Raw genomic sequence first — 20298 nt, forward strand, 5'->3', positions numbered from 1 at the left:
CGTGTACCTTCCCTTCATTTTTGTTTATTCACTCGGGGTCGTGACGAGGAAGAGCCTCTCAGAGCTGGCGTACTTTGCGCTCCTGTTCGCCGCCGTCACCGTGATGATGCGCCCGCCTAGAGCTACCCTGAAAAAACTCGGCTTTTTGCTCGGTTTTGAGGGACTCCTGTTCGTGCTGGCCCTCTTCAATCCGGGCAGGCCGCTCATGGAGACACCCCTCGGGTCGGTGACCTACGAAGGTCTTCACTCGTTCTTCTTGCTAATAGGAAAGGCCTTCCTTTCCGCCGGAACCGCGGTAGTAATAACGAGCTCCGTCGGTTTCTCGCGGATCATCGCCGAGATGGAGGCCCTCGGACTGCCGAGGATACTGACGGTTACCCTCGCATTCACCTACCGCTATCTCGACCTCTTCGCGGAAGAGGCTGTGAGGATGAAAAGGGCGCTGGACTCAAGGGCATTTGGGGTGGGAAGGAGGGAGTACTACCGGTGGCTCGGATCCATGATTGGAGAGATATTCGTAAGGTCGTACCAGAGGAACGAGAGGGTGTACCGGGCCATGCTTTCCAGGGGCTTCGGAGAGTTTCCGAAACTTGAGGAGCCGAGGACAACCCCGCACACAGCAATGCTCATCGTCCTGGCCTTGGGGGGACTGCTGATATGATCGAGCTCAAGGACGTCCACTTTTCGTATTCCGGAAGGGAGGTTCTCAGGGGAGTAAGCCTCAGGATAGGGAAGGGAGAGCTCTTCGGGCTTCTCGGCCCCAACGGGGCCGGAAAGAGCACACTCCTGCTCCACCTCAACGGGATCCTGAAGCCTGTGAAGGGGGAGGTACTCGTCGGCGGACTAAACCCATCAAAGAACCCCAGGGAGGTCAGGCGGAAGGTGGGGATAGTCTTTCAAGACCCCAACGACCAGCTGTTTTCACCGACGGTTCTGGAGGACGTTGCCTTCGGCCCCTACAACCTCGGCCTCCGCGGGAAGGAGCTCAGGGAGAGGGCCCTTCAGGCGTTAAAGGCGGTCGGGATGGAGGACTACGCCGACAGGGAGACGAAGGATCTGAGCTTCGGCGAGAAGAAGAGGATAGCAATAGCAACGGTTCTGGCAATGGAGCCCGAGGTTGTGGTGTTCGACGAGCCCTTCGCCAACTTGGACTTCAGGGGTAAGAACATGCTCAGGAAAATCATACTCAGGCTCAGGGACGAGGGAAAAACAGTAATTCTGGCGAGCCACGAGGCGGAATACCTTGGAATGTGCGACAGGATAGCCCTCATGGACGGCGGCAGGGTCATAAGGGTAGGAACCCCCGAGGAGATACTGGGAACCCCCGAACTTTTGAGGGAGCACAACCTCGACGTGCCCCCGCTGGTGGAGTTGTTCCTTAGCCTCGGCCTGCCGGTTCCGAGGAGTGTGGAGGAAGGGAGAAAACTGCTGGAAGAGTGGAGAAGGGGCTAAGCCCCAATCGCCTTCTCCAGAAGCTTAAGTCCCAGGTTGAGGTACTCCTTAGCTTTTTCCTCGCTCTTTGCCTCGCTGAAGACCCTGATTATCGGCTCGGTTCCGCTGGCCCTGACCAGAACCCAGCCGTCAGGGAAGAGCACCTTCGTCCCATCGGTGGTGTCAACGGTGTAGCCTTCGGCCTTGGCAAGCTCGGCAACCCTGGCGACTATCGCCTTCCTGTCGCCCTCCACCTTTCTTTTCGTCTTGAACTGGTAGTACTTCGGAAGCTCATCGATAAGCTCGCTGAACTTTTTACCGGATTTCGCGAAAATCTCGACTATCTTGGCAGTGGTCATCGCCCCGTCCCTGCCCAGTACAAAGTCCGGGAAGATAACACCGCCGTTCTCCTCTCCCCCAATTGTCCCGTTGTGCTCAAGCAAAGCCCTCGCCACGATGAGGTCGCCAACTTTGGTTCTCATAACCTCCGCGTTGTTCCTCTTCGCTATATCGTCGAGCAGGTTTGAAGTAGCTATCGTCGTGACGAGAAGCCCACCGCCATTCTCCCTGAGTACCGCGTCGGCGACGAGCGCGAAGGTCTTGTCGCCCTGTATGAACCGGCCGTTCTCGTCTATAAAGACCGACCTGTCGGCGTCGCCGTCCTGGGCAACCCCGAAGTCGGCACCCAAGGCCTTCACTATCTCCTTGAACTCCCGCAGGTTCTCCTCGTTCGGCTCGGGGTTTCTGGCCGGGAAGTGGCCGTCGGGGTGGGCGTTGACGCTGACGACCCTGCACCCAAGCTCGCGCAGAAGGTACGGGAGAGTAAGGCTTCCGGCGCCGTTGGAGGTGTCAACGACGACGAACGGGCGGCGCTTCTTTATTACCCCGACGTCAACCCTCGCCTTTATCGCCTCGATGTAGGGCCTGATGATGTCCTCCTCTCTGACTTCACCTATCTCGTCCCATCTTGCCCTGTCAAAATCCTCGTTGAAGAAAACTTCCTCAACCACTGCCTCGCGCTCCTTTTTCAGCCCCATACCGTTGGGTTCGAGGAGCTTTATGCCGTTGTACTCCGGAGGGTTGTGACTGGCAGTTATAACAGCCCCACCGTCGGCGTTGAAGTGTGCCGTCGCCCACTGTATTGCCGGCGTGGGGGCTATGCCGACGTCAATGACATCACAGCCAGTACTGAGGAGACCACCTATCAGCGCATCCTTCAGCATCTCACCGCTCACCCTCGTGTCCCTGCCGACGACGACCAGCGGTTTCTTCCTGCCTTCCCTTTTGAGCATAGTCCCAAAGGCCATGCCCATCCTAAGGGCGAACTCTGGAGTTATATTCTCGTTGGCAATTCCGCGGACGCCAAAGGTTCCAAACAGTTTCCCCATGGTATCACCTCACGTAAGGGCGCTTGCAAAGTTGATTATCATCATGACGAAGATGTAGAGCCCATAAACGAAGGCTCCCGCCTGGAGGAGGGAGATGAGCACCTTGAGGGGCTTCAGCCTCCCTGACAGCAGCGGGACGGGCAGCCCTATGAGGATCGCCGTGAAAAGGTAGATGACTGAGTTCCTTATCGCCGAGTAGTCGACGGGTATGTTTATCTCGGGGTAAGTTATGGTGACCTCCTGGCCCTGGACGGTGAAGGTTATGTCCGCGTTCTGGAGGCCAACAACGATTATGTAAGACATTATGAGCACGAAGAGGAGCGTAGGTAAAAGGCTGAGCGAAAGCGATGAGATAACCTTGCTGAGCTTTTCCCATCCGTCTTCACAGGGGGGAGTTTTACCATCCATTTCATTCACCAACCCGTACTCAACAAAAAGAGTAAAAAGCTTACGGAAAGCTCACAGCAAAGCAAACTCACCGACGAAGGCCGAGCTCGATATGGTGTCGCCGATTCCCACGGTGCTCCTCGGTCTGGCCACTATCTTCGTCGGGACGAAGGCAAGCTGATAGCTGTTCACCTCGGCGACACCTTTCTTCATGCTGTACTCCTTAACCAGGGCCTCCCCGACGGGCTTCGCTCTCTCGTTGACCGGCACGTCCATTGCCTTAGCAACATCGTCTATGCGCCCCACGTCTCCAAGTTTGGCCTTAGCTGCCGCAGCTAAAGCCGCAAATAGGAGCGCGTCCCTCACGAAGTCCCCTCTGTACTCGGTCAGAGCCAGGTAGTAGCCGTATGTGTGGAAGTGTATCCTCTTCACGCCGGTCTTTTCAGCGAGCTTGAGCATGGCTTCGGTTACCGTAATCGGGTCAACCGGGTCGTGTGAGAGGAGCTTTTCTGCAAGGGCCTTCTCTCCCAGCACATCCATTATCGAGGCCAGCTCGACCTCGTTGAGGCCGACGCTGTGGAACATGCCGAGCACCTCAACGAGGGCCTTTCTGACTGTTTCGTCTGGGGTGAAGGCGAACTCAAGATGAACGGGAATGTCTCTCTTGTTGAGGGTCTCAAGGTGTCCCCTCAAGATCTCAAGGGGCTCCCCGTAGTTCTCCTTCGTGAGCGCCTGAAGGCCGCTGATGATGGCGAGCCGGGCTTTTGAGGCTATCTCCCCAAAATAGTCCCGGAACTCGGGCCTTATGTACACGTTCGGGTTGTAGTCGTCGGCTGAGCCTATGAAGCGGTTCTCCCTCGGTGCCTCGAAGTCGAAAACCCTGAACCCGCGCGGGAACTCGTAGATGTAGTGGACGCAGTTCTCCTCGTCCCCAGCGAAGTCCTTCGGGTGGACGAGCATGAGCTTTCCATCCTCGGCCTTGGGGACATAAATCGGCCCGTCCTTGAAGAGCTCCGCCTGGAGCCTTGACAGCTGGGGAACGTGTGCTATGACTGGGACACCGTAGACTCCGCCGAGGAGGTTGGCCATTATTCCGACCTGGCCACCCATCCTGAGCTCGTCCCAGCCCCAGCGCTTCATGTAGAAGCGCACCCTGCAGCTCTCGACGAAAAGCTCCGCCGCTTTCCCGTGCCTGACACTCCAGAGAATTCCGCCGAATAGATGCTCAAGGGAAGTTATCTTCTCCGGAAGCTCCTCCGAGTATCTCAGAACTTCGCCTTTCCCTATGTCCCCTATCCGCCGCTCCAGGTCTGCGGAGTCCAGGTACTTTATGGCATCGATGTTCGTGTTGTAGGCGAGAAGAACCCCTCCAACCTTCCCGATGTTCCCGCGGACTTTATCAAAGGCCGATGAGTAAAGAGCGTCCCAGGACATTGTATCACCGGGAGTGATGTAACCATTGAAAGTTAATAAGAGTTGCGGTCTCCTGAATCATCATCGTATCCCTTCTTTAGCAGTGCCAGAGTCCTCTTAGTGGTGTAGTGGATCATCACAAACACGGCAAATCCAAAGAGGAATCCCATGCTGAGCACGAGATAATCCACTTTGTAGACTTGATTTACAAACGTCCATAAGATTACATACGACACTATATATTGAAGTTCAAGTCTTTTCCTGAATGTATAGAATGCTAAAGATAGGAGTATTAACCCTATCACTATGAGGCTCTTGTTTGGTATACCAAGACACTCCAACATTGAAAGTGCAAAAACAACAGCATTGATTTGTTTGTCCCCCATCTCTATGTGCCTCATTGAGAGTAGTGGAATCAAAATGATCAAACCTGCCAAAAGCCAGGATAGAGGACTTCTGACAGCATATGCAAATGGATAGAACCCAAAGATCGGTAGCACATCGCTCACCCATTTTATATCTTCTTTTCTATTCTTTGCCAGATAATAGCCAGCAAAGAGGAAGGGCAGGATCACTGTTGAAAACAGAGCTCCAGCGGCTATTCCCTCTTCTCTACCGGAGACTTCTACCATTATCTGAAAAGTGGATACCATTAAAAGTCCCGGAAAAATAAGGGGAAGAGAGACACGAATGCTTACTCCCATATCATCACCCCCCGACTATAGAATTATTGTCATTTTCTCCTGCCCCAGGATCATTTATTCCCCAGTGATACTCACCCCACAGATCCCAGAGGAACATGCCCAACGGTTTTACCACGTATTCTGTTGTTGCAGCCCCAGCAATAAATGTTGCTACAAATGTTAGTGAAAGTGGATTCGAACCAGCAGCTACTGCAACTATTGAACCTCCAACAAAGTCCGCGCCTAAACTGGTTGCTTCATCCTTCCAATCCCCCTCTTTCCCTGTGATCATAATGACATCAGACACCGGATAACCCAGACCTTCCAAGTAAGCTTCTATAAGATAAGATGGGGTCTCCAACAGCTTATGGGTATAACCCCACTGGCCAAAATAATAATCTGCTAGCCCGGCATCTATGTTAATGGTTATTGCCAGGTCCTCCTGCATGTTGGTTGGAGTTAGGGTCACAGTTTGCTTGTTAACTGTAACGCTACTTGGCCCGTTCGGCCACACTTTCTTGCCTCCAATTTTAACTCATAGTCTCAGGCATTTTCTTGCATTCTCATAACCAAGCGCCCAGAGAGTCGGCACAGTAATGATCACAAGCAATCTGAATGGAAGGAGATATCCTCTAGCAAATACCATCATCGGACCAAATAAGACACAAACAAATACTAACCACGAGAGTGTGCTACGCCCTCCAATCAGAAACAGGAATGCAAGAAATAATGGTGCTGAAGTTAGGAATATCTTACCTCCTATGTCAAACGGTCCATTGGCCACAAATATTCCCCATATTATTGCTGAAGCTGAAAAGAAAAGAATAGAGAGCCAGCATTCCCTTTTCATCCTAACCACCACCCATGCTCAGAGCCTTCGGTTATGGCCTTTTCTTTTATCCAGTTGGCAAGCCAGTTAATACTTATCTGTCCGATAATTGGTTTTATCTTCTCTCTGACTTCTGGTGGAAGCTTATTTAGAGCATCTTGAATAAACTTAATGTTGGCGATGGGTGTGGATCTTGTCCTGAGTTCGTATGTTAAGAGTGCATCGGCAGCAATGTCTGCAACTACTGCTATGTGGTCTACTTCTACATAGACACTGCTCTGGAGAGTAAAGCGCTGAATCCCGAGTTTATCAAAGGGCACGTCGTGAATTATTTTTACTGGAACCCTCGCTTTATAAACCCCTCTACCTGAATATCATTCCATGCGTCTTCCCAATAGGGAAATATGTCCCCAATAACAAAGATATCAGGTTTTGATATTTTGAAGTGTGCGATAGACGTTATGGTGGAATAACCTCCGGCCGGTATTGTTTTGGGATCAATGTAACTGACTACTGGTGAAGAGCTTCCTGCTGGAAATTGCAGATACTTGTTTAATATTGAAACATCAATATCCGAAACGATGTCCCCTGTCACTCTTAAGTCGTAGCTGTATCCATTGTAAATTGTTAATCGACAAGTGAGAGTCGCCTCATAGTTTCCCATATTGTACTTGAAGTATATTGGATCACACTCCGACGTTACTTGCTTAAGTTGATCACCAGTTTTCACTTCCACCGTCACCTCGCTCCAGTGCTCCTCTCCTGCTCCGTTTGGTTCTCTGTCATAATGTTGATATAATGTAAGTGTATGATGTATAATAGGGTGGTTATTACTCCTAAACCCACTATTGTGTAATTTCTAATAATCGCTATTAAGGCCCAAAGTCCCAATAGTGTGATCGTTATAGCTACTCTTCCAGGCTTTTGACGTAAGGAGATCATTCCCAGCCCGTCTAGTAGGGCTATAGAGGCTATCTTGAGAACAGCGGTAAAGTCTTTGGTGTCTCCTTTGATCACCATGTAACCTACTCCAATAAACCAAACGAGAAGTACAATAATGTGCTCACTTGGAGATTTTTTGCTTTTCTTGTTTTGGGTTCTAATCAGAGAACAGGGTATCCCAAATGAGAGAATTCCAAATCCCAAACCTATGAGAGGAATCTCAAAGGCCTTGCTAAGTGTTAGCACTTCCAGAGACAGTAGTGAAAAAGCAAAAGAAAGCTGGAGTACTCTCCTCCAGTTAGGATATGCCATGAGTCCTAAAATTGGAATGAGGAAGAGAATGTGGATTATGTCCATTCGCAATCACCCCGTAATGTAGTCAAGGTAACCAAATACCCTCCGTGAATATTCAACTGCGTTCCTTGTCCACACTATTACTTTGTTTGATCCCTTCAGGAATATCAGTGTAATAGTAATATCCGCTGTGACTACTTTGTTGTTTTGAGTTATTTTACCACTACCGTATCCCTTGAACTCAACTGTGCCCTCAGAGGTCTTTAATGTATATGGTAGCTGTAGGGAATACGTGCTCCCCCCAGAGCCCCAGTTCTAATACTAAAAGGGGAACCTCTGCACTCGAAGTGAATTTTATGACAACATAATTTTGTGGGATCACTATGTTGGAAGAAATTTCACCATTGAACTGTTTCAGTCCAACATCTAATGCAGTTGGAGTAGCTGTAGGTTGTCCAATGATTAACTCTTCGATAGTTATCTCTTTGTCAGTGGGGTTATATATTGTCGCTATACATTTAACTTCGGCCTGATAGTTCAGGAAAATATTCTTTGTGGACTCTAGGTTTGCCCCCGTGACTCTTTTAGTGAAATACAAATCATTACATTCAAATCCCACCTGCTCTAACTCTACTCCCCTCATTGGATTCACTTCCACTTTTACTTCACTCCAGTGCTCCTCTCCTACTCCGTTTGGTTTTCCATCGTAGTTATCGAGGAAGAGTTTGAAGGTGTGGTTGTCAACTCCAATGAGATTATATGAGAGTGTTAGTATTGAGTCACTGTTCGCATTAGCTGGAATCCTAGTTTCAACGTTTTTAATAACATCCCCGTCAACTTCGATGTATCCTTTTACTTGAATTGGGGATCTGTCATAATTCCATGCCTTTACTTGCAAATACACCTCCCCACCACCTTCGAGCTCATGAGGATATGCAGTCAAAACAACGTTGAATAAGTTGTTAGGGATCCCGCTCACGGTTATTTCCCCACTCCTCGACGCTTCCAGTTTTCCGTCTTCCCAGACTTCTATCCTCCAGTCGTGGTCTCCAGCCTGAGCAGTTTAGGTTAAGGTAACTACTCTAGAGTCTCCGCTACAACTTATGGTTTTTATTCCCTTTTCCTTTCTGCAGTCTTTTCTCCAGTTCTTCTGGGGTCAAGTATTCAATCTCGGTGGAGTCACCAATGATGTAGGGCTCCTTTGGAAATTTTTTATAGTTTTCAAAGTGTTTAATGTCACATAGAATCCACACTAAGAGTAAAGGCCATGAGGGCAGGAGGGCTAAAACTGCGCTCCATACCATAGATTCAGTCACGAAAAAAAGAGGAAGAAACACAATAATATACGCGAGAAAGAACCTCTTAAGATGTTTGCTCATGAGATATCACCCCCATAACTCTCATCTTCAATTAGATACTGGCCGAGCATGCCGATGAAACCGCCAGTAGAGCCACCTAACACGGTTTGTCCTAACCCTGTTGTCGCCATATTTCCAAAAATTATAGGGGCAAGATATGATGCCCCATACATGGAGACTAGTGTAAATGTAGGAGTTATGATAACACACTCTGTCCATCTCTTCTCCACGTATCCGTCGTATTTGACTGTGATGACTTCTTTCTCGCTTTGTGTTAGTGCTTCTGTTGTTGGCATAAAGTTTATTGCCTTGTAAATTTTTAGGCTGATCGTGTGGTTCTTGGGCAAGTGGTAGATTCTTGTCGAGTTGTAGCATACTCCCCGCCGGCATACAGTTCCGCCGCTTTCCTCAACAGTACGAACAAAGCTCAATGCGGTTGCTGATGGCCCATACATAATCTGAGCCAGCCCATCACTGAACTTAACCTCGTACTTTATCGTCAAGCTGGAATTTCCCGATAGAATCCTTGTATTAAGCCAAAAAGTTTCAATACCGTCGATCACAACTCTTGGAGTTATCTGGATTCTTGGACCGTTATTCTTTATATTTGCAGTGCAGAAAACTTTGTCCTTGTCAATTCTCCATTCATACAGCCCAACTTCTTTTGGCATACAGGCGAAGCCTGTAATTTCCAAGTTTGCATTGTTTGTACTGGACGTGTCTTCCTGAACATCTCCGCTAGAATTAACCTCAATACTCTCACCCCTCGACGCTTCTAAATCCAAACTGTCACCAGTCCATTGATACTCCTGACAAAAATATAATGGGTAAAAACAAAGAATCATTGAACTGTCCTCCACCTATTCCGTGATCTCCTTAGGATATCGTTCACTCAGGCAGTTTTTGACTGCGTATTGGGTAAGGTATGCGGATATGTTCCATAGGGCTATAATAATCCAAAACACTGGCTTTTTGTATGCAATAAAGGCTCCAAAGAAAATATAAAACATTGCCAATACAACAAAGTTCCTTGGAGTAACAGCCCATTCAATAGTATCAGTGATCCTATTAATGTCCTGTGCTGAGGGAATATCCCTGAATATGCAGTTTTTAATAAGGGCTTCAATAGAGTAAGGATTGTATATCACAAGAAGGACAAAATACCCAAATGAAAATTTAAATGCATCAAGGATTGAACTCCAATCCCGGCTAGTTATATGAAAAGAAAAAATAACACTGGAAAGTATTGTCATCGTCCATATAATTGCCAAATGTTTTAGGCGTATTTGTTGAATTGCAGCGTGTATTTTTGGCTTTAAGGTCTCCATATACTCACCCACCCCATTCGTCTATTTGGGAAACAATATAATTCTTAATGGGTTTTGAGGCTTATGAACCCAAGTATAGTCTTGCCTCCGGGGACACTAGAGATTTTGCTAGATATCAGACTGAGATGTGGAAGCTTCGTAGCAAGCCAAACTCCTGCTTTTTCTTCAAGTTTCGGTCCGGCTATAAGTATTACTCCGTCTCCTAAGACATCTGCATACACTGTCCCTTCATACACGCTAACTTTTGTTGTACTAGTAATCACTCCTTTCCCTACTACTTTGTTAACTCCCTCGATCATGCCTTCCGTGTAATCAACGTACAGCGGGGGCCGCTGCGAGAATCAACAGAGAGTACAAAACGGCACGCTGATGGTCTCTACATTTGTTAAAGCCCAGTAGGATTCCAGCACCGATTAAGTAATAAAGGAGGTAAATCACCATGCACAAGGGTTTTCCAGTGAGGTAGAAGTTGTAATCACCGCCAAGTAAATACCAAAAGAAGGTAATAGCGAGTATAGCAACAGATGTTCTTTCGTGATGAGTCCCCAAATGCCTAATGCATCTATGTTCGATGAAAACAATAGTCCATGCTTTTAACTAGATAATGCAACCGTACGCTAACTAAAACCCACAAATACGCGATAACACTATTCATGAAAATACCTAAAAGGAATCTAAATCCTGAAAAATTTGATGGAATTATGTAAATCGCCGAACCCAAGACAAAGTAGTATATGAATAACAATAGCTTCTCAATTGTTCCTAAGTCCAAATCCGAAAAAATAAAGCAATTTAAGAATGTGTAAAATAACACCATGCTCCAATATACAATTAAAAAACCAATACCAAGCATTATCGAGTTCACCTCTCGGAGAGCCACTATTAAAAATGGGAAAATAGTAGCGAGAGAAGCAATAGCACCAGCTTTAACTAAACTAAGCTCTTTCAGTTCACGAGACTTGCATCCAATACTCATCTATTCCACCCCCACAGGGTATCCCAGAATTTTTCTATTGTTTTCTGTGCTTCATCATCGTGGCTCACGACATAATTTTTAGCCATTTCTGGAAGATTAATGAACTTTAGCACTATTCCTAGGCCTCCTACTGTCTTTGCTTTATTTGCTATCCCAGATATCTTTGAAATCTTTGTAAACGAAAAAACAAGAAATGTTCCCTCAATGCCACATTCTAAATATATATCCTTTTTGTCAATGTGTATCATGGTTATGCTTTCACTCACTCCTTTCCCCACTATTTTGCTGGCTCCGTTAATCATGCCTTCTATCATGTAGTCAATGTACAGCGTCGCCGTTGTTCCATCAACTTTGCTATAAGCCTGAACTCTGTTCTCCGCGGGTCGATCCCATAGAAGATCACCATAGATAATTTTTCATTTGTCATCTACAATCCACTTTGTTTAGGTATCTCTTGTAGATGCAGTTTTTGACGGCGTATGCTGTAAGATATGCAGATAATATCCATAAAATAGTACTGAGGACAAATTTTGCATCCCTGTATATCATTGGTAAGCTGAAAAATGTGTATAGTAATGTTATGGACCAGAAGTTCTTTATATCACTCGCCCTGTTAGCGGAGTGGAGTGCTTGTGAGAGGCTTTTTTTATCTGGTTTCCTTCTGTTAATGCAGTATTTAATAATAAACTCTACGATAGTTATCTCGTAGAATACAAAAAAGATTCCAAATACAACGGTGATTATTAGAACACCTTCAATTTTCTCTGGGTCAAGGCCCCAGTTTAAAAAAACAAAAAGAGGCATAGAGCAAATAGTAGCCACCCATAATACTGGGAGTGTTAGTATATCCCACTGATCTACGTACTGTTTAATTTTCATGAACATCATCCTCCGAATAACTTGTCTATACCGTACACAATCGCATTTTTGAACGGTTCCAAACTCAGGAATCCTAGTATTTGCTTTCCACCCGGGATTTTGGTAAGTTTGGTGACAACTGGAATTTTGGTTACAATATCTTCTTCAGCTTTTGGTCCTGCGATAAATATGACTACGTCACCTATCACATCAGTATATACTGTTCCTTGGGACACGCTGACGCTTATATCCATCTTCGCCACTCCTTTCCCTACTATTTTGCTGACTTTGTTAATCATGCCTTCTATCGTATAGTCTATGTAAAGAGTTGCCGTTGTTCCATCAACTCTGAGGAGCATTTGTCGGTCTGTCGTGACGGCTTTGCCCTGTATTTGTATTGTGAGGACCTCACTTGGCTTTACGTTCTCGTTCACTGAGACTGTTTTGTGGTCGAAGATTGCTTCTTCTAAATCCGGGGGGCTAACTGAAATGTCGGCGCTTAGCTCTTTGACGTATATCTGAGTATTCCTAACATTTCGGAATTTAAGAGTGCATTCCAGTGGTGAGACATAGTTTCCTTGAGTGTAATAGTTACTGGCTTCAAAGTTAAAGTCTAGGTTACTGCATGAAATTCCAGTAAGTTCTAAGGGATACTCTAAGGGCATGACTTTAACGCTGACGCTGTCAGTTTTGGTTTTAATGTAGTCTAAGAGACCACTGGTATTTTTGATTTTTAACGTGATATTGTGGTTTCCCACACTTACAGGCCAATCAAACTCCTCTATAACCTTAGTCTCCCCAACTAGCAAGTACATTTCCGTTATCACTCGTATCAAACGAGTGTACTTCCTTGCTATCCAAGTACACACTTTCTTCGAGGTACAGTAAGTCTATCCTATTTCCACCGACATCTGGAAGAGCATTGCAATATGATGCCATTACCTTTACATGCACCTTGCCCTCTCCCACCATCTCAGTTGGACTGACCTCCAGCCATGCAGTCCAGTATTCTCCCTTGGAACAAGGGTCACTTGGATCACTCTCATTAGAAGATGTAATATAAACGCTTCCACTCCTTGATGCTTCGAGTTTTCCATTCTCCCAGACTTCTACCCGCCACTGGTGATAACCAGCTTTAGCACTTTCGGATCCTTGGATCTTCGTTATAAGTAGAGAAGATGCAAGGAAGGGAGAGAACCCCGCAAGGAGACTTTTCGCGAAGCTTACCTCTATCACCTCTGCAGTAGTCTCTTACTTTGTTTTTCTTCATTGCGATTCTTCTGCTTGCTTTGATTCGCGGATAGATGTCCTCACCTCCTCAAACATTAAATAGCCACCAAACACTAGCAGTACTGCACCAATTCCCTCAATCCAGTTGTGGGTTGAAATGCCCTCAATAAAAGGATTCAACGAAAAGAATCCCAAAAGAAGTACCCCAAACCATCTGAGTCTAAAATCAGCATTCCCTATTGCTGGTCCTTTTCTGAGGCCGTAAACAACGAGCAGTATGAAACCTGAGAGGACAAGAAGTACCACCAGCAGCAAAGTCGCGGCGAGAGGCTTGATGACAAAGACGCTGGCAAGGATTGCAATCAAGTTAGCCGTGAGAAAACCGTTTGCGGCCTTCTGTGTATTTCTATCTTCCCGTCGGATTAACCAGAGGATCATCGTCCAAACGTACATCACTGAAAGGCTTACGCTGGCTATGGCAAGGGCCACCTCAATGCCTGAAGAGAAATACAAAAGGAAAAGAGACGTGGAGTAAACAATAACGCCTTTCCATTTCATTTGTTATTCCCCCTATGGCCTTCCCAGTATTCCATGCCACACTACTCCGTATATAAATCCCAAAGTACCCCCAATAATACCCCCAACTGCAGCTCCTGTCATGGTACCAGCTCCTGGAATAATGCTACCGACCACTGCCCCAGCTCCAGCCCCTATAACCGCTCCAGCTACTGTATCTGCAACAATATGCTGAATAACACTGTTCCATTCAACTTTTATCTCTACATATTGAGTTGCCGTGTATGCAAGATCGAGTATACCTTGTGAAGTTTTGACGTATGGATGACCGTTGGCGTAGACTGTGAAGTTCACTTGCACTGGAACCTTAGCCCCTCCTAAGTCCTTCAGTTCCAATCCTGTTTCGATGAACCCGCTCTGGGGCAGGACATCATGGAACTCAAGTTCTAATTCTCCAACTCCTCCCGGTGGAACGGTGTGTGTTATTATCGTCTTAGTTGGCTCTATGGTTAAATCCCTTGTACGCGGTGTCTTGAGTACGTGAGCATCTGTGTCAACGCGAGTTATGTTCCATTGAACCTTAGTTGGATTCGTAAAGTACACCTTGCATTTCATGTCTAAAGTTAAATCCCCCTTATCTGCAGATAGTTCCAGATTACTACAATCCATGAAAGCTTCGTGTACTGTTACAGGCCTAACTTCTACGTATGCTGATGCCATTGGCATGCCTCCGATTTCCAGTGTGAGGCTCGTGTTTTGAGTTATGGGGCCTATGGTCGCCATAATTCTCGCAGTCTTACGGGCGTAGATTGTTAGTTGACCACTGGAGATCGAGTAATTAAGCCCCTGATAGCTCTCGTGAGGCCACTGAACGTTTCCGGCACTGTCAACTATTTGTATCGGCCAAGTCTGCTTATACTCCTTCAAGTTCTGGATAGTAATAAAGACCGTCACATCATTACCTGCTTTTACAACGCTTGGCTCGACCTCAAGCCGAGCAGCCAAACCATTCACCACTTTCGAAACACTCAAACTTCCACTCCTCGACGCTTCCAGTTTTCCGTCTTCCCAGACTTCTATCCTCCAGTCGTGGTCTCCAGCCTGAGCAGTCCACGTTAAAGTAACGCTCCCCGTGCTCTCACCACCGATTGTGAGGCTTTTGCTTGACTTTTCAACTCCGTCAATGAAAAGCTTTACCGTTACTGTCCTAGACCTTGATACTGGGTTTTTCACGCTCACATCAAAGCTCACGCTGTCCCCATGAGTTGGATTTGATGGTGAAACATCAACATTAGTTATTGTCAGAGTCCCTGAAGTCACCGTAACGCTCGTTTCGGCGCTCTTTGACTTTCCGTTCCAGTAGATTGAGGCGTGGGTCTCATAAGTGCTGGCGTCTTCATAGGTTATGGTCTTTTCAAGCAGGACTTTCTCCCCGTTCTTGGGAACATCAACCGTTCCGGAGTACGTTCTGGAATTGGCTGGGGAGTAGGAGATTGTGATCGAGTATTCTAAGCCGTTCAAAGGCGCGTCGTTCTCGTTTTTCACGATAACCTTGTAAGTAACGCTCTCTCCTACTGTAATGCTAGATGGTGAAGCCTCAACCTCAAGGTGCACTTTGTCCCAGTCTACAGAGGACGCTAAATCTACTGTGGCCGAGTAGTCTTTAACTATTGTCCTCTCATCGCAGCCTGCGGGGATTGAAGAAGCCTCCGGGCCCTCTTTTGAAAGCGGGACTGCTCCACAGGAGGGCGTGTAAGTAACCTCAACTTTCCCGGTCACTGTCAGTTTTCCGTCGATGGTGTGAGCGACCTCAAACCTCTTGCTTTCCCAAGTGTATGTTTCTCCGGAGTTCAGGAACGAGACGCTCCCACTGTCGGAATCACCACTGGTGTAGTCATCAACGTTAATCTGAATGTTGTTTATCGCGTTGTTCTCTGCCTTTAGCGAGATTTGAATGTGATACTCAACCTTCCCTGGCTGATTCACGTCAACAATGACATTCACCCCAGTTATCTCCAGAACACCCTCGTTGTCGTTTATGTTTAGTGCTTTTTGTGTTAGTGGGTCCGGAGTTTCGTACTCGCTTGTAGCTGTTGGTACTGCTATTGGAGGCTTGGGAGGCTCAATCGGGTCTGTTGGGTCTTTTATTGGGAGCGTTATTGGATTAGCACTTGAGCTCCTCTTATACACGGTTAAAGAGTGCTTTAGCTCGGCAACTTTTTCATTCAAAATCCACTGGACCTTAGGATTGGAATTGCCATTCATGAGTGCCTTCACTAAACTCTCAACGTTACCTATCAGCTCATAAGACTCTAAAGCTCTCGGCCAGTAATACTCATCCTTCCAATCGAGCGTGGATGTGTTGAGGTTTATGACCAAACCCCCACCCTTAACTCTGAGCATCGGAGAGGGTCTTAATCCGTTTATCCTTATTATCCTGAGGCCCTCCCCGTTGAAAGTCGTAACTATTACATCCCTTCCCGTTTGGTACTCATCCATTATCATGAGCTTGTATGCGTCTTCTTTGAGGGCTTTGATGTAGAGGTTCATTCCTTCAACGTTACCATTTTCGTAAGCCTTGTAAAATTTCACCCACTCGTCAGCCAAGAGCGGGTTAATCATTCTCTCTCCCCTGTAAACTGAGGAATCAATATCAATGGCGTTCTCCCATTTCCATTTTTTCAGCGCCCATGCTTCGTATTCGTTGTATTTGAACGCCACGTCGATGAAGGCCGTCGAGAAATCCTCGAGGAAGGCCGTCATGTTGAAGTCCTCGTTAATCTCACCAGCGTTCTGGACAATGTACTCTTCTAAGGCTTGGATTTGCTCGTCGCTCCAACATTGGGCTTTTAAGGTTTGAACCGTCTCTTCCGGCAGGCCGTTCTGGCTAATATTCTGAGCCATTTCTCTTAACTCTTCGGTGGTATAATAAGTTTTGACTCCAGAGGCTTTCAATTCTTCCAAAGCCTGCCAGATTAAGGCTGAAATGTTGGCAGCGTTTTCAGCTCCAAGGCGAGAATTCTGAATTAACTCTTGAGCGAGGGAGAGATTGCCGTTTTCAACTTCAACTACAAGTTCAGCTTCCTTGTTTAGAATCCGCCAGAATTCCTCGTAAGGGTCACTGGTAGTTGCTGCCACAGGATTGCTGAAGAATGCCATGCTCACACTCATTCCAACAATCAGAAATATTAACCACGCCCCACTCCAACGCTTCATGAACTCCCCACCAAAGAAAGTAACATCCGCGAGTATAAATACTTTTCCTATTCAAATTTTGCACACCACTAGAGGAAGTAAACAAAAAACGGAAAATCACTCCTTCCATCTCGGGTTGTCCACAACTTTAACTTCCCCGTCCTCTTCCACGACCAGCTTGGAGAAGCCCTTTTCGGCTATGCTCCCGTAGTCGTGGCCAGCATCGGCTGGATATATCGCCAGGAATATGAAGGGCTCGTCGCCGGTATTGACCGTCCTGTGCGCCCAGTACGGGGGAACGTAAACGACCGTTCCCGGCTTCATCTCTATCCACTCGGCCTTTCCTTCCGGGGTCTGGAGGAGCATTCCGCCCTTCCCCTTGATGCCATAATATATCTCTGCCCTGTCTGCCTTTGAGTGATAGTGTCCTTTGGTAAAGAAGAACTCCTTGCCAACTTTGCCGGGGTAGAGAACCGTCGTGGCGAAGTTCAGGTCTCCGTCTTTCTCTTCCTGCTCGACGGCGTAGACCTCATAGACGACGGGGTTTTCCTTAAGGAGCTCGCTGTAGGCATCTTCATCGAGGAAATAGCCCTTCAAATCACTGAGCCTTCTGACGAGCTTTTTGGCGCCGGGTATAACCCCGGTTTCGAGGTCAATATCAAGGCCTATCGGGCTCTTGTACTCCATGGGGAACCACCGTGATAGAAGTGAGGGCGGGCCTATTTAACCTTTCCCTTCTATATCACTGGAAGTGTTACAACAGTCTGAAGAGGAGGTACGCAAGGCCGATGGAGACCGCCCAAGCTCCAGCGTTCCAGCGGACAACCTTCGAGCCATCCAAGGGTGGGAACGGGAGCAGGTTGAAGAAGGCCAGCCACAGGTTGACAGTTGCGGTTGTCTTGAGAACCCACCAGAGGGTCGTGAATGGGTGAGTGGTTCTCAAAACAACCAGAGCCACTATGCCAACGGCTATGTTGGTCAACGGTCCTGCGAGGGCTATCCTTCCGAAGGCTTCCCTGGAATCAACGGCGTAGGGGGCATAAACCTGAACGGCACCGAGGGCGGCGAATATCCACGTCGTTCCGGTAAGGAGGCGCGTCGCCATGCCCACGAGGAGGGCAAGGAGTACGCCTGTGTCCCAGCGTTTGTAGTACGTCCTGTAGCCGTAGTGTCTCGCCACCTGTTGGTGGGCGAGCTCGTGGAAAAGAAAGGCCGTCAGAACTGCCACCGCGGCATAAGGGACTGAGTATGGCTCAAAGTTGGAAAACAGCAGAGTAAGGACTAGAAAAGAAATCAGCAGATCTTCGATCTCCCCCCTTCCGGCACCCCGGGGCCTGGCTGTGGCGCGCCAGAGTTCGTAGTTCATCAGAACGCCCCGCAGGGAGGCTCACTTGCCCTTTACTTCAATCTTCCTGCCGATTACAAGTTCCGCCGCCTTAACGGCCGCACCACCGCTCCCAACGGCTATCCTCACCTGATCCTCCGGAACGTAAACGACTATCTTGTCCTCAAGCTCCTCGATTTCAAGAATCTTGACGTTGAGCATTTTTTCGAGTCTGTCCTTCATGGTGGATCCCCAAGAATGCTGGAATGGTTCTAAATATAAAAGTAACGAATCAGTCGAAGTCCTAGATGGTTCTTCCATTGTGGAACATCATAACGTAGCCGCAGTTTCTGCAGATGACATCTTCACCCTGTGCGCCGTAAAGCCCCCACTTGCTGTCTATCTTTCTTTCTCCAACCCTGAAATCCGTTCCACCGCAGAGCAGGCAGACTAGATGCCTTCTCCCATCACAGCAGTCCAGTAGGGTGAGAGGAACCTCCTCTCCTCCGCCCTGTCGAGGAGGTGCTCTATCCCCGGCTTGTGACCTAGGCCGACCACAGCTATAACCTTCGGCCTCCTAACTCCATGTAGCTTCAGGTTTTCGACTATGGAGATCAGGTTTCTTGCCATGACCTCGTTCCGCTCCTCTACCAAGACGCGGTAGAGGTAGGGATATCTCCTCCTGAACTGAACCAGCATGACCCGGTATTCGGCCATAGGGTCAGAAACCTGGCCACTTTTAACCGGAAGGAAAAGGCCCAGCGCTTCCAAGGCCATAAGGAGCTTTTCCCTTCCGGGTGCGGTGGCAATCTTGGAGAGTATGACGTTTATGTCCTCGTCTATAAGGTAGAGTGGAACACCGAGGGTCCGGGCGGCGTTTGTGGCAGCTTTCATCTCCTCACCGGGCTTCATGCCAAACTCCTCTCCGAGCTTCTCCTCGACCTTTGCAAGAACGTAGTTTATCAACCCCCTCCTGCCGAAGCGCAGTGACTCCTCAAGGGTTAGGCGTCTGTTCTCGTTCATGGCCAGGAAGCGCGCCCTGTCGAGCTCTATTGCAACGGCATGGGGTCTCTCATTGAGTATCATCCTGACGACCTCTTCCCTGCTCTTCGGCGACACATGCATCGTGCCTATGAGCTTGACGTAGCGAAGGTAGCTCATCTTCTCTCCTCCCGAAGGTTTCTCACGCTGAATTTACCCGATTTAAAGGTTAAAACGTCAAAATCCCGCGGAACTATGAAGTTAACCCCGAACTCCCGGCATATCCGCGAGGCCTCGCTCAGGTATTCATCGTAGGTGTAGCGGAAGGCCCTGTGAAATAGGGCAAGGAGCTTTACTTTGGCCTTCTTGGCTATCTCGCAGGCCTCTTCAACGGTGGAATGGTAGCTCTCGCCCCTGTCAACGGGATTCAGATAAGTGGCCTCGTGTATGAGGAGGTCGGCCTTTTCCGCGAAGAGTCTTGTCCTTTCAGTGGGTTCGGTATCGCCGGTGTAGACGACCTTGACCCCCTTTCTCCTTGGCCCGGTCACGTCCTCAAGACGGATTATCCGACCGTTCCACTCGATTTGACCTTCCCGCTCAAGCTTTCCAAGTATCGGCCCCTCGCTCAGGCCATACTCGGCGAGCTTCTCCGGAAGAAACTTCCCGCGCCGGTCCTTCTCCCTGAAGACGTAACCTAAAGCAGGAACGCCGTGCTCGACCTTAAAGCTCCAGATTTCATAATCATTGAACTTCAGCCTCGTCTCTCCGAGCTCGTGGACGTGCACATCGAAGCCCGGCCTGAAGAAGCCGCTCTGAAGAAAGTGCTGGACGAAATCAAAGGTGTACTTGGGGCCGTAGATGTGGAGGGGCTTTTCCCTGTCCCAGAGGTTCATCGTCTGTATCAGGGCAGCCAGACCAAGGTAGTGGTCGCCGTGGAAGTGCGTGATGAAAATCTTCTCCACCTTCATGGGGCTGAGCTTTGCGCTGTTCATCTGCCTCATCGTCCCCTCTCCGACGTCGAAGAGTATAATTTCCCCCTTGTAGCGCAGCGCTATGGCTGGAACGTTCCTCTCGCGCGTTGGCATTATGCCGCCTGTGCCGAGGAAAATCACTTCAAGCATGTTATGTGTTCATCACCAGTGCTTTTAAATGATACCCGAGCCAA

The 20298-nt window shown here is 48.0% G+C and carries 26 protein-coding genes; 2 read left to right on the top strand and 24 right to left on the bottom strand.

Features of this window, described 5'->3' with window-relative positions; all coding sequences use genetic code 11:
• Position 1: 1 nt before the first annotated feature.
• Complete coding sequence (locus tag E3E36_RS08955) at positions 2-661, top strand: CbiQ family ECF transporter T component (RefSeq protein ID WP_167895077.1); 660 nt, start codon at positions 2-4, stop codon at positions 659-661.
• Positions 658-1452, top strand: a complete 795-nt coding sequence (locus E3E36_RS08960) for an energy-coupling factor ABC transporter ATP-binding protein (protein ID WP_167895078.1) — start codon at positions 658-660, stop codon at positions 1450-1452. Before E3E36_RS08955 ends, E3E36_RS08960 begins: the two co-directional genes overlap by 4 nt.
• Here E3E36_RS08960 and glmM read toward each other — a convergent pair.
• The 24 genes from glmM to E3E36_RS09085 form a co-directional block, all read right to left on the bottom strand.
• Positions 1449-2819, bottom strand: a complete 1371-nt coding sequence (gene glmM / locus E3E36_RS08965) for a phosphoglucosamine mutase (protein ID WP_167895079.1) — start codon at positions 2817-2819, stop codon at positions 1449-1451. The two genes, E3E36_RS08960 and glmM, sit on opposite strands and share 4 nt — an antisense overlap.
• 9 nt (positions 2820-2828) lie before the next feature.
• On the bottom strand, positions 2829-3227 hold the full coding sequence (locus tag E3E36_RS08970) for a hypothetical protein (RefSeq protein WP_167895371.1): 399 nt from the start codon (positions 3225-3227) through the stop codon (positions 2829-2831).
• A gap of 51 nt (positions 3228-3278) precedes the next feature.
• Entirely contained in the window at positions 3279-4640 is a 1362-nt protein-coding gene (locus tag E3E36_RS08975; RefSeq protein WP_167895080.1) for an ADP-specific glucokinase, read from the bottom strand.
• Between the two features lie 32 nt (positions 4641-4672).
• Complete coding sequence (locus E3E36_RS08980; RefSeq protein ID WP_167895081.1) at positions 4673-5323, bottom strand: hypothetical protein; 651 nt, start codon at positions 5321-5323, stop codon at positions 4673-4675.
• 4 nt (positions 5324-5327) lie between these two features.
• Entirely contained in the window at positions 5328-5750 is a 423-nt protein-coding gene (locus tag E3E36_RS08985; RefSeq protein ID WP_167895082.1) for a hypothetical protein, read from the bottom strand.
• Positions 5751-5837: 87 nt separating this feature from the next.
• Positions 5838-6161, bottom strand: coding sequence for a hypothetical protein (locus E3E36_RS08990; protein ID WP_167895083.1), 324 nt, complete (start codon positions 6159-6161; stop codon positions 5838-5840).
• Positions 6149-6451 (bottom strand): hypothetical protein, encoded by a 303-nt coding sequence (locus E3E36_RS08995; protein WP_167895084.1) that lies wholly within the window; start codon positions 6449-6451, stop codon positions 6149-6151. The genes E3E36_RS08990 and E3E36_RS08995 overlap by 13 nt, the downstream gene beginning before the upstream one ends.
• Positions 6452-6465: 14 nt before the next feature.
• Entirely contained in the window at positions 6466-6867 is a 402-nt protein-coding gene (locus E3E36_RS09000; RefSeq protein ID WP_167895085.1) for a hypothetical protein, read from the bottom strand.
• A gap of 2 nt (positions 6868-6869) precedes the next feature.
• A complete protein-coding gene (locus E3E36_RS09005; protein ID WP_167895086.1) occupies positions 6870-7430 on the bottom strand; it encodes a hypothetical protein in 561 nt (186 codons plus the stop codon).
• Positions 7431-7620: 190 nt separating this feature from the next.
• Positions 7621-8346 (bottom strand): hypothetical protein, encoded by a 726-nt coding sequence (locus E3E36_RS12900; protein ID WP_206203571.1) that lies wholly within the window; start codon positions 8344-8346, stop codon positions 7621-7623.
• Positions 8347-8461: 115 nt separating this feature from the next.
• Positions 8462-8746 (bottom strand): hypothetical protein, encoded by a 285-nt coding sequence (locus tag E3E36_RS09015; RefSeq protein WP_167895087.1) that lies wholly within the window; start codon positions 8744-8746, stop codon positions 8462-8464.
• Positions 8743-9510, bottom strand: coding sequence for a hypothetical protein (locus E3E36_RS09020; RefSeq protein ID WP_167895088.1), 768 nt, complete (start codon positions 9508-9510; stop codon positions 8743-8745). Before E3E36_RS09020 ends, E3E36_RS09015 begins: the two co-directional genes overlap by 4 nt.
• Before the next feature lie 75 nt (positions 9511-9585).
• Positions 9586-10053, bottom strand: a complete 468-nt coding sequence (locus E3E36_RS09025) for a hypothetical protein (RefSeq protein WP_167895089.1) — start codon at positions 10051-10053, stop codon at positions 9586-9588.
• A gap of 972 nt (positions 10054-11025) precedes the next feature.
• Positions 11026-11343, bottom strand: a complete 318-nt coding sequence (locus tag E3E36_RS09035; protein ID WP_167895091.1) for a hypothetical protein — start codon at positions 11341-11343, stop codon at positions 11026-11028.
• Between the two features lie 109 nt (positions 11344-11452).
• On the bottom strand, positions 11453-11917 hold the full coding sequence (locus E3E36_RS09040; protein ID WP_167895092.1) for a hypothetical protein: 465 nt from the start codon (positions 11915-11917) through the stop codon (positions 11453-11455).
• Positions 11914-12696 carry a hypothetical protein gene (locus E3E36_RS09045; protein WP_167895093.1) on the bottom strand — a complete coding sequence of 261 codons (783 nt, stop codon included), beginning with the start codon at positions 12694-12696 and terminating at the stop codon, positions 11914-11916. The genes E3E36_RS09040 and E3E36_RS09045 overlap by 4 nt, the downstream gene beginning before the upstream one ends.
• Positions 12677-13123 (bottom strand): hypothetical protein, encoded by a 447-nt coding sequence (locus E3E36_RS09050; RefSeq protein WP_167895094.1) that lies wholly within the window; start codon positions 13121-13123, stop codon positions 12677-12679. The genes E3E36_RS09045 and E3E36_RS09050 overlap by 20 nt, the downstream gene beginning before the upstream one ends.
• Positions 13124-13153: 30 nt before the next feature.
• Positions 13154-13675 carry a hypothetical protein gene (locus E3E36_RS09055; RefSeq protein ID WP_167895095.1) on the bottom strand — a complete coding sequence of 174 codons (522 nt, stop codon included), beginning with the start codon at positions 13673-13675 and terminating at the stop codon, positions 13154-13156.
• A gap of 12 nt (positions 13676-13687) precedes the next feature.
• A complete protein-coding gene (locus tag E3E36_RS09060; RefSeq protein WP_167895096.1) occupies positions 13688-16849 on the bottom strand; it encodes a hypothetical protein in 3162 nt (1053 codons plus the stop codon).
• Between the two features lie 96 nt (positions 16850-16945).
• Entirely contained in the window at positions 16946-17515 is a 570-nt protein-coding gene (pgiA, locus tag E3E36_RS09065) for a glucose-6-phosphate isomerase (protein ID WP_167895097.1), read from the bottom strand.
• A 67-nt stretch (positions 17516-17582) separates the two neighbouring features.
• Entirely contained in the window at positions 17583-18194 is a 612-nt protein-coding gene (locus tag E3E36_RS09070) for a site-2 protease family protein (RefSeq protein WP_167895098.1), read from the bottom strand.
• Positions 18195-18215: 21 nt separating this feature from the next.
• Positions 18216-18395, bottom strand: coding sequence for a KH domain-containing protein (locus tag E3E36_RS09075; RefSeq protein ID WP_167895099.1), 180 nt, complete (start codon positions 18393-18395; stop codon positions 18216-18218).
• 207 nt (positions 18396-18602) lie between these two features.
• Positions 18603-19313 carry a TraB domain-containing protein gene (locus E3E36_RS09080; RefSeq protein ID WP_167895100.1) on the bottom strand — a complete coding sequence of 237 codons (711 nt, stop codon included), beginning with the start codon at positions 19311-19313 and terminating at the stop codon, positions 18603-18605.
• Positions 19310-20254 (bottom strand): ribonuclease Z, encoded by a 945-nt coding sequence (locus tag E3E36_RS09085; RefSeq protein WP_167895101.1) that lies wholly within the window; start codon positions 20252-20254, stop codon positions 19310-19312. Before E3E36_RS09085 ends, E3E36_RS09080 begins: the two co-directional genes overlap by 4 nt.
• Between the last annotated feature and the right edge of the window lie 44 nt (positions 20255-20298).

It is taken from the genome of Thermococcus sp. M36 (assembly GCF_012027355.1).
Classification (GTDB): Archaea; Methanobacteriota_B; Thermococci; order Thermococcales; family Thermococcaceae; genus Thermococcus.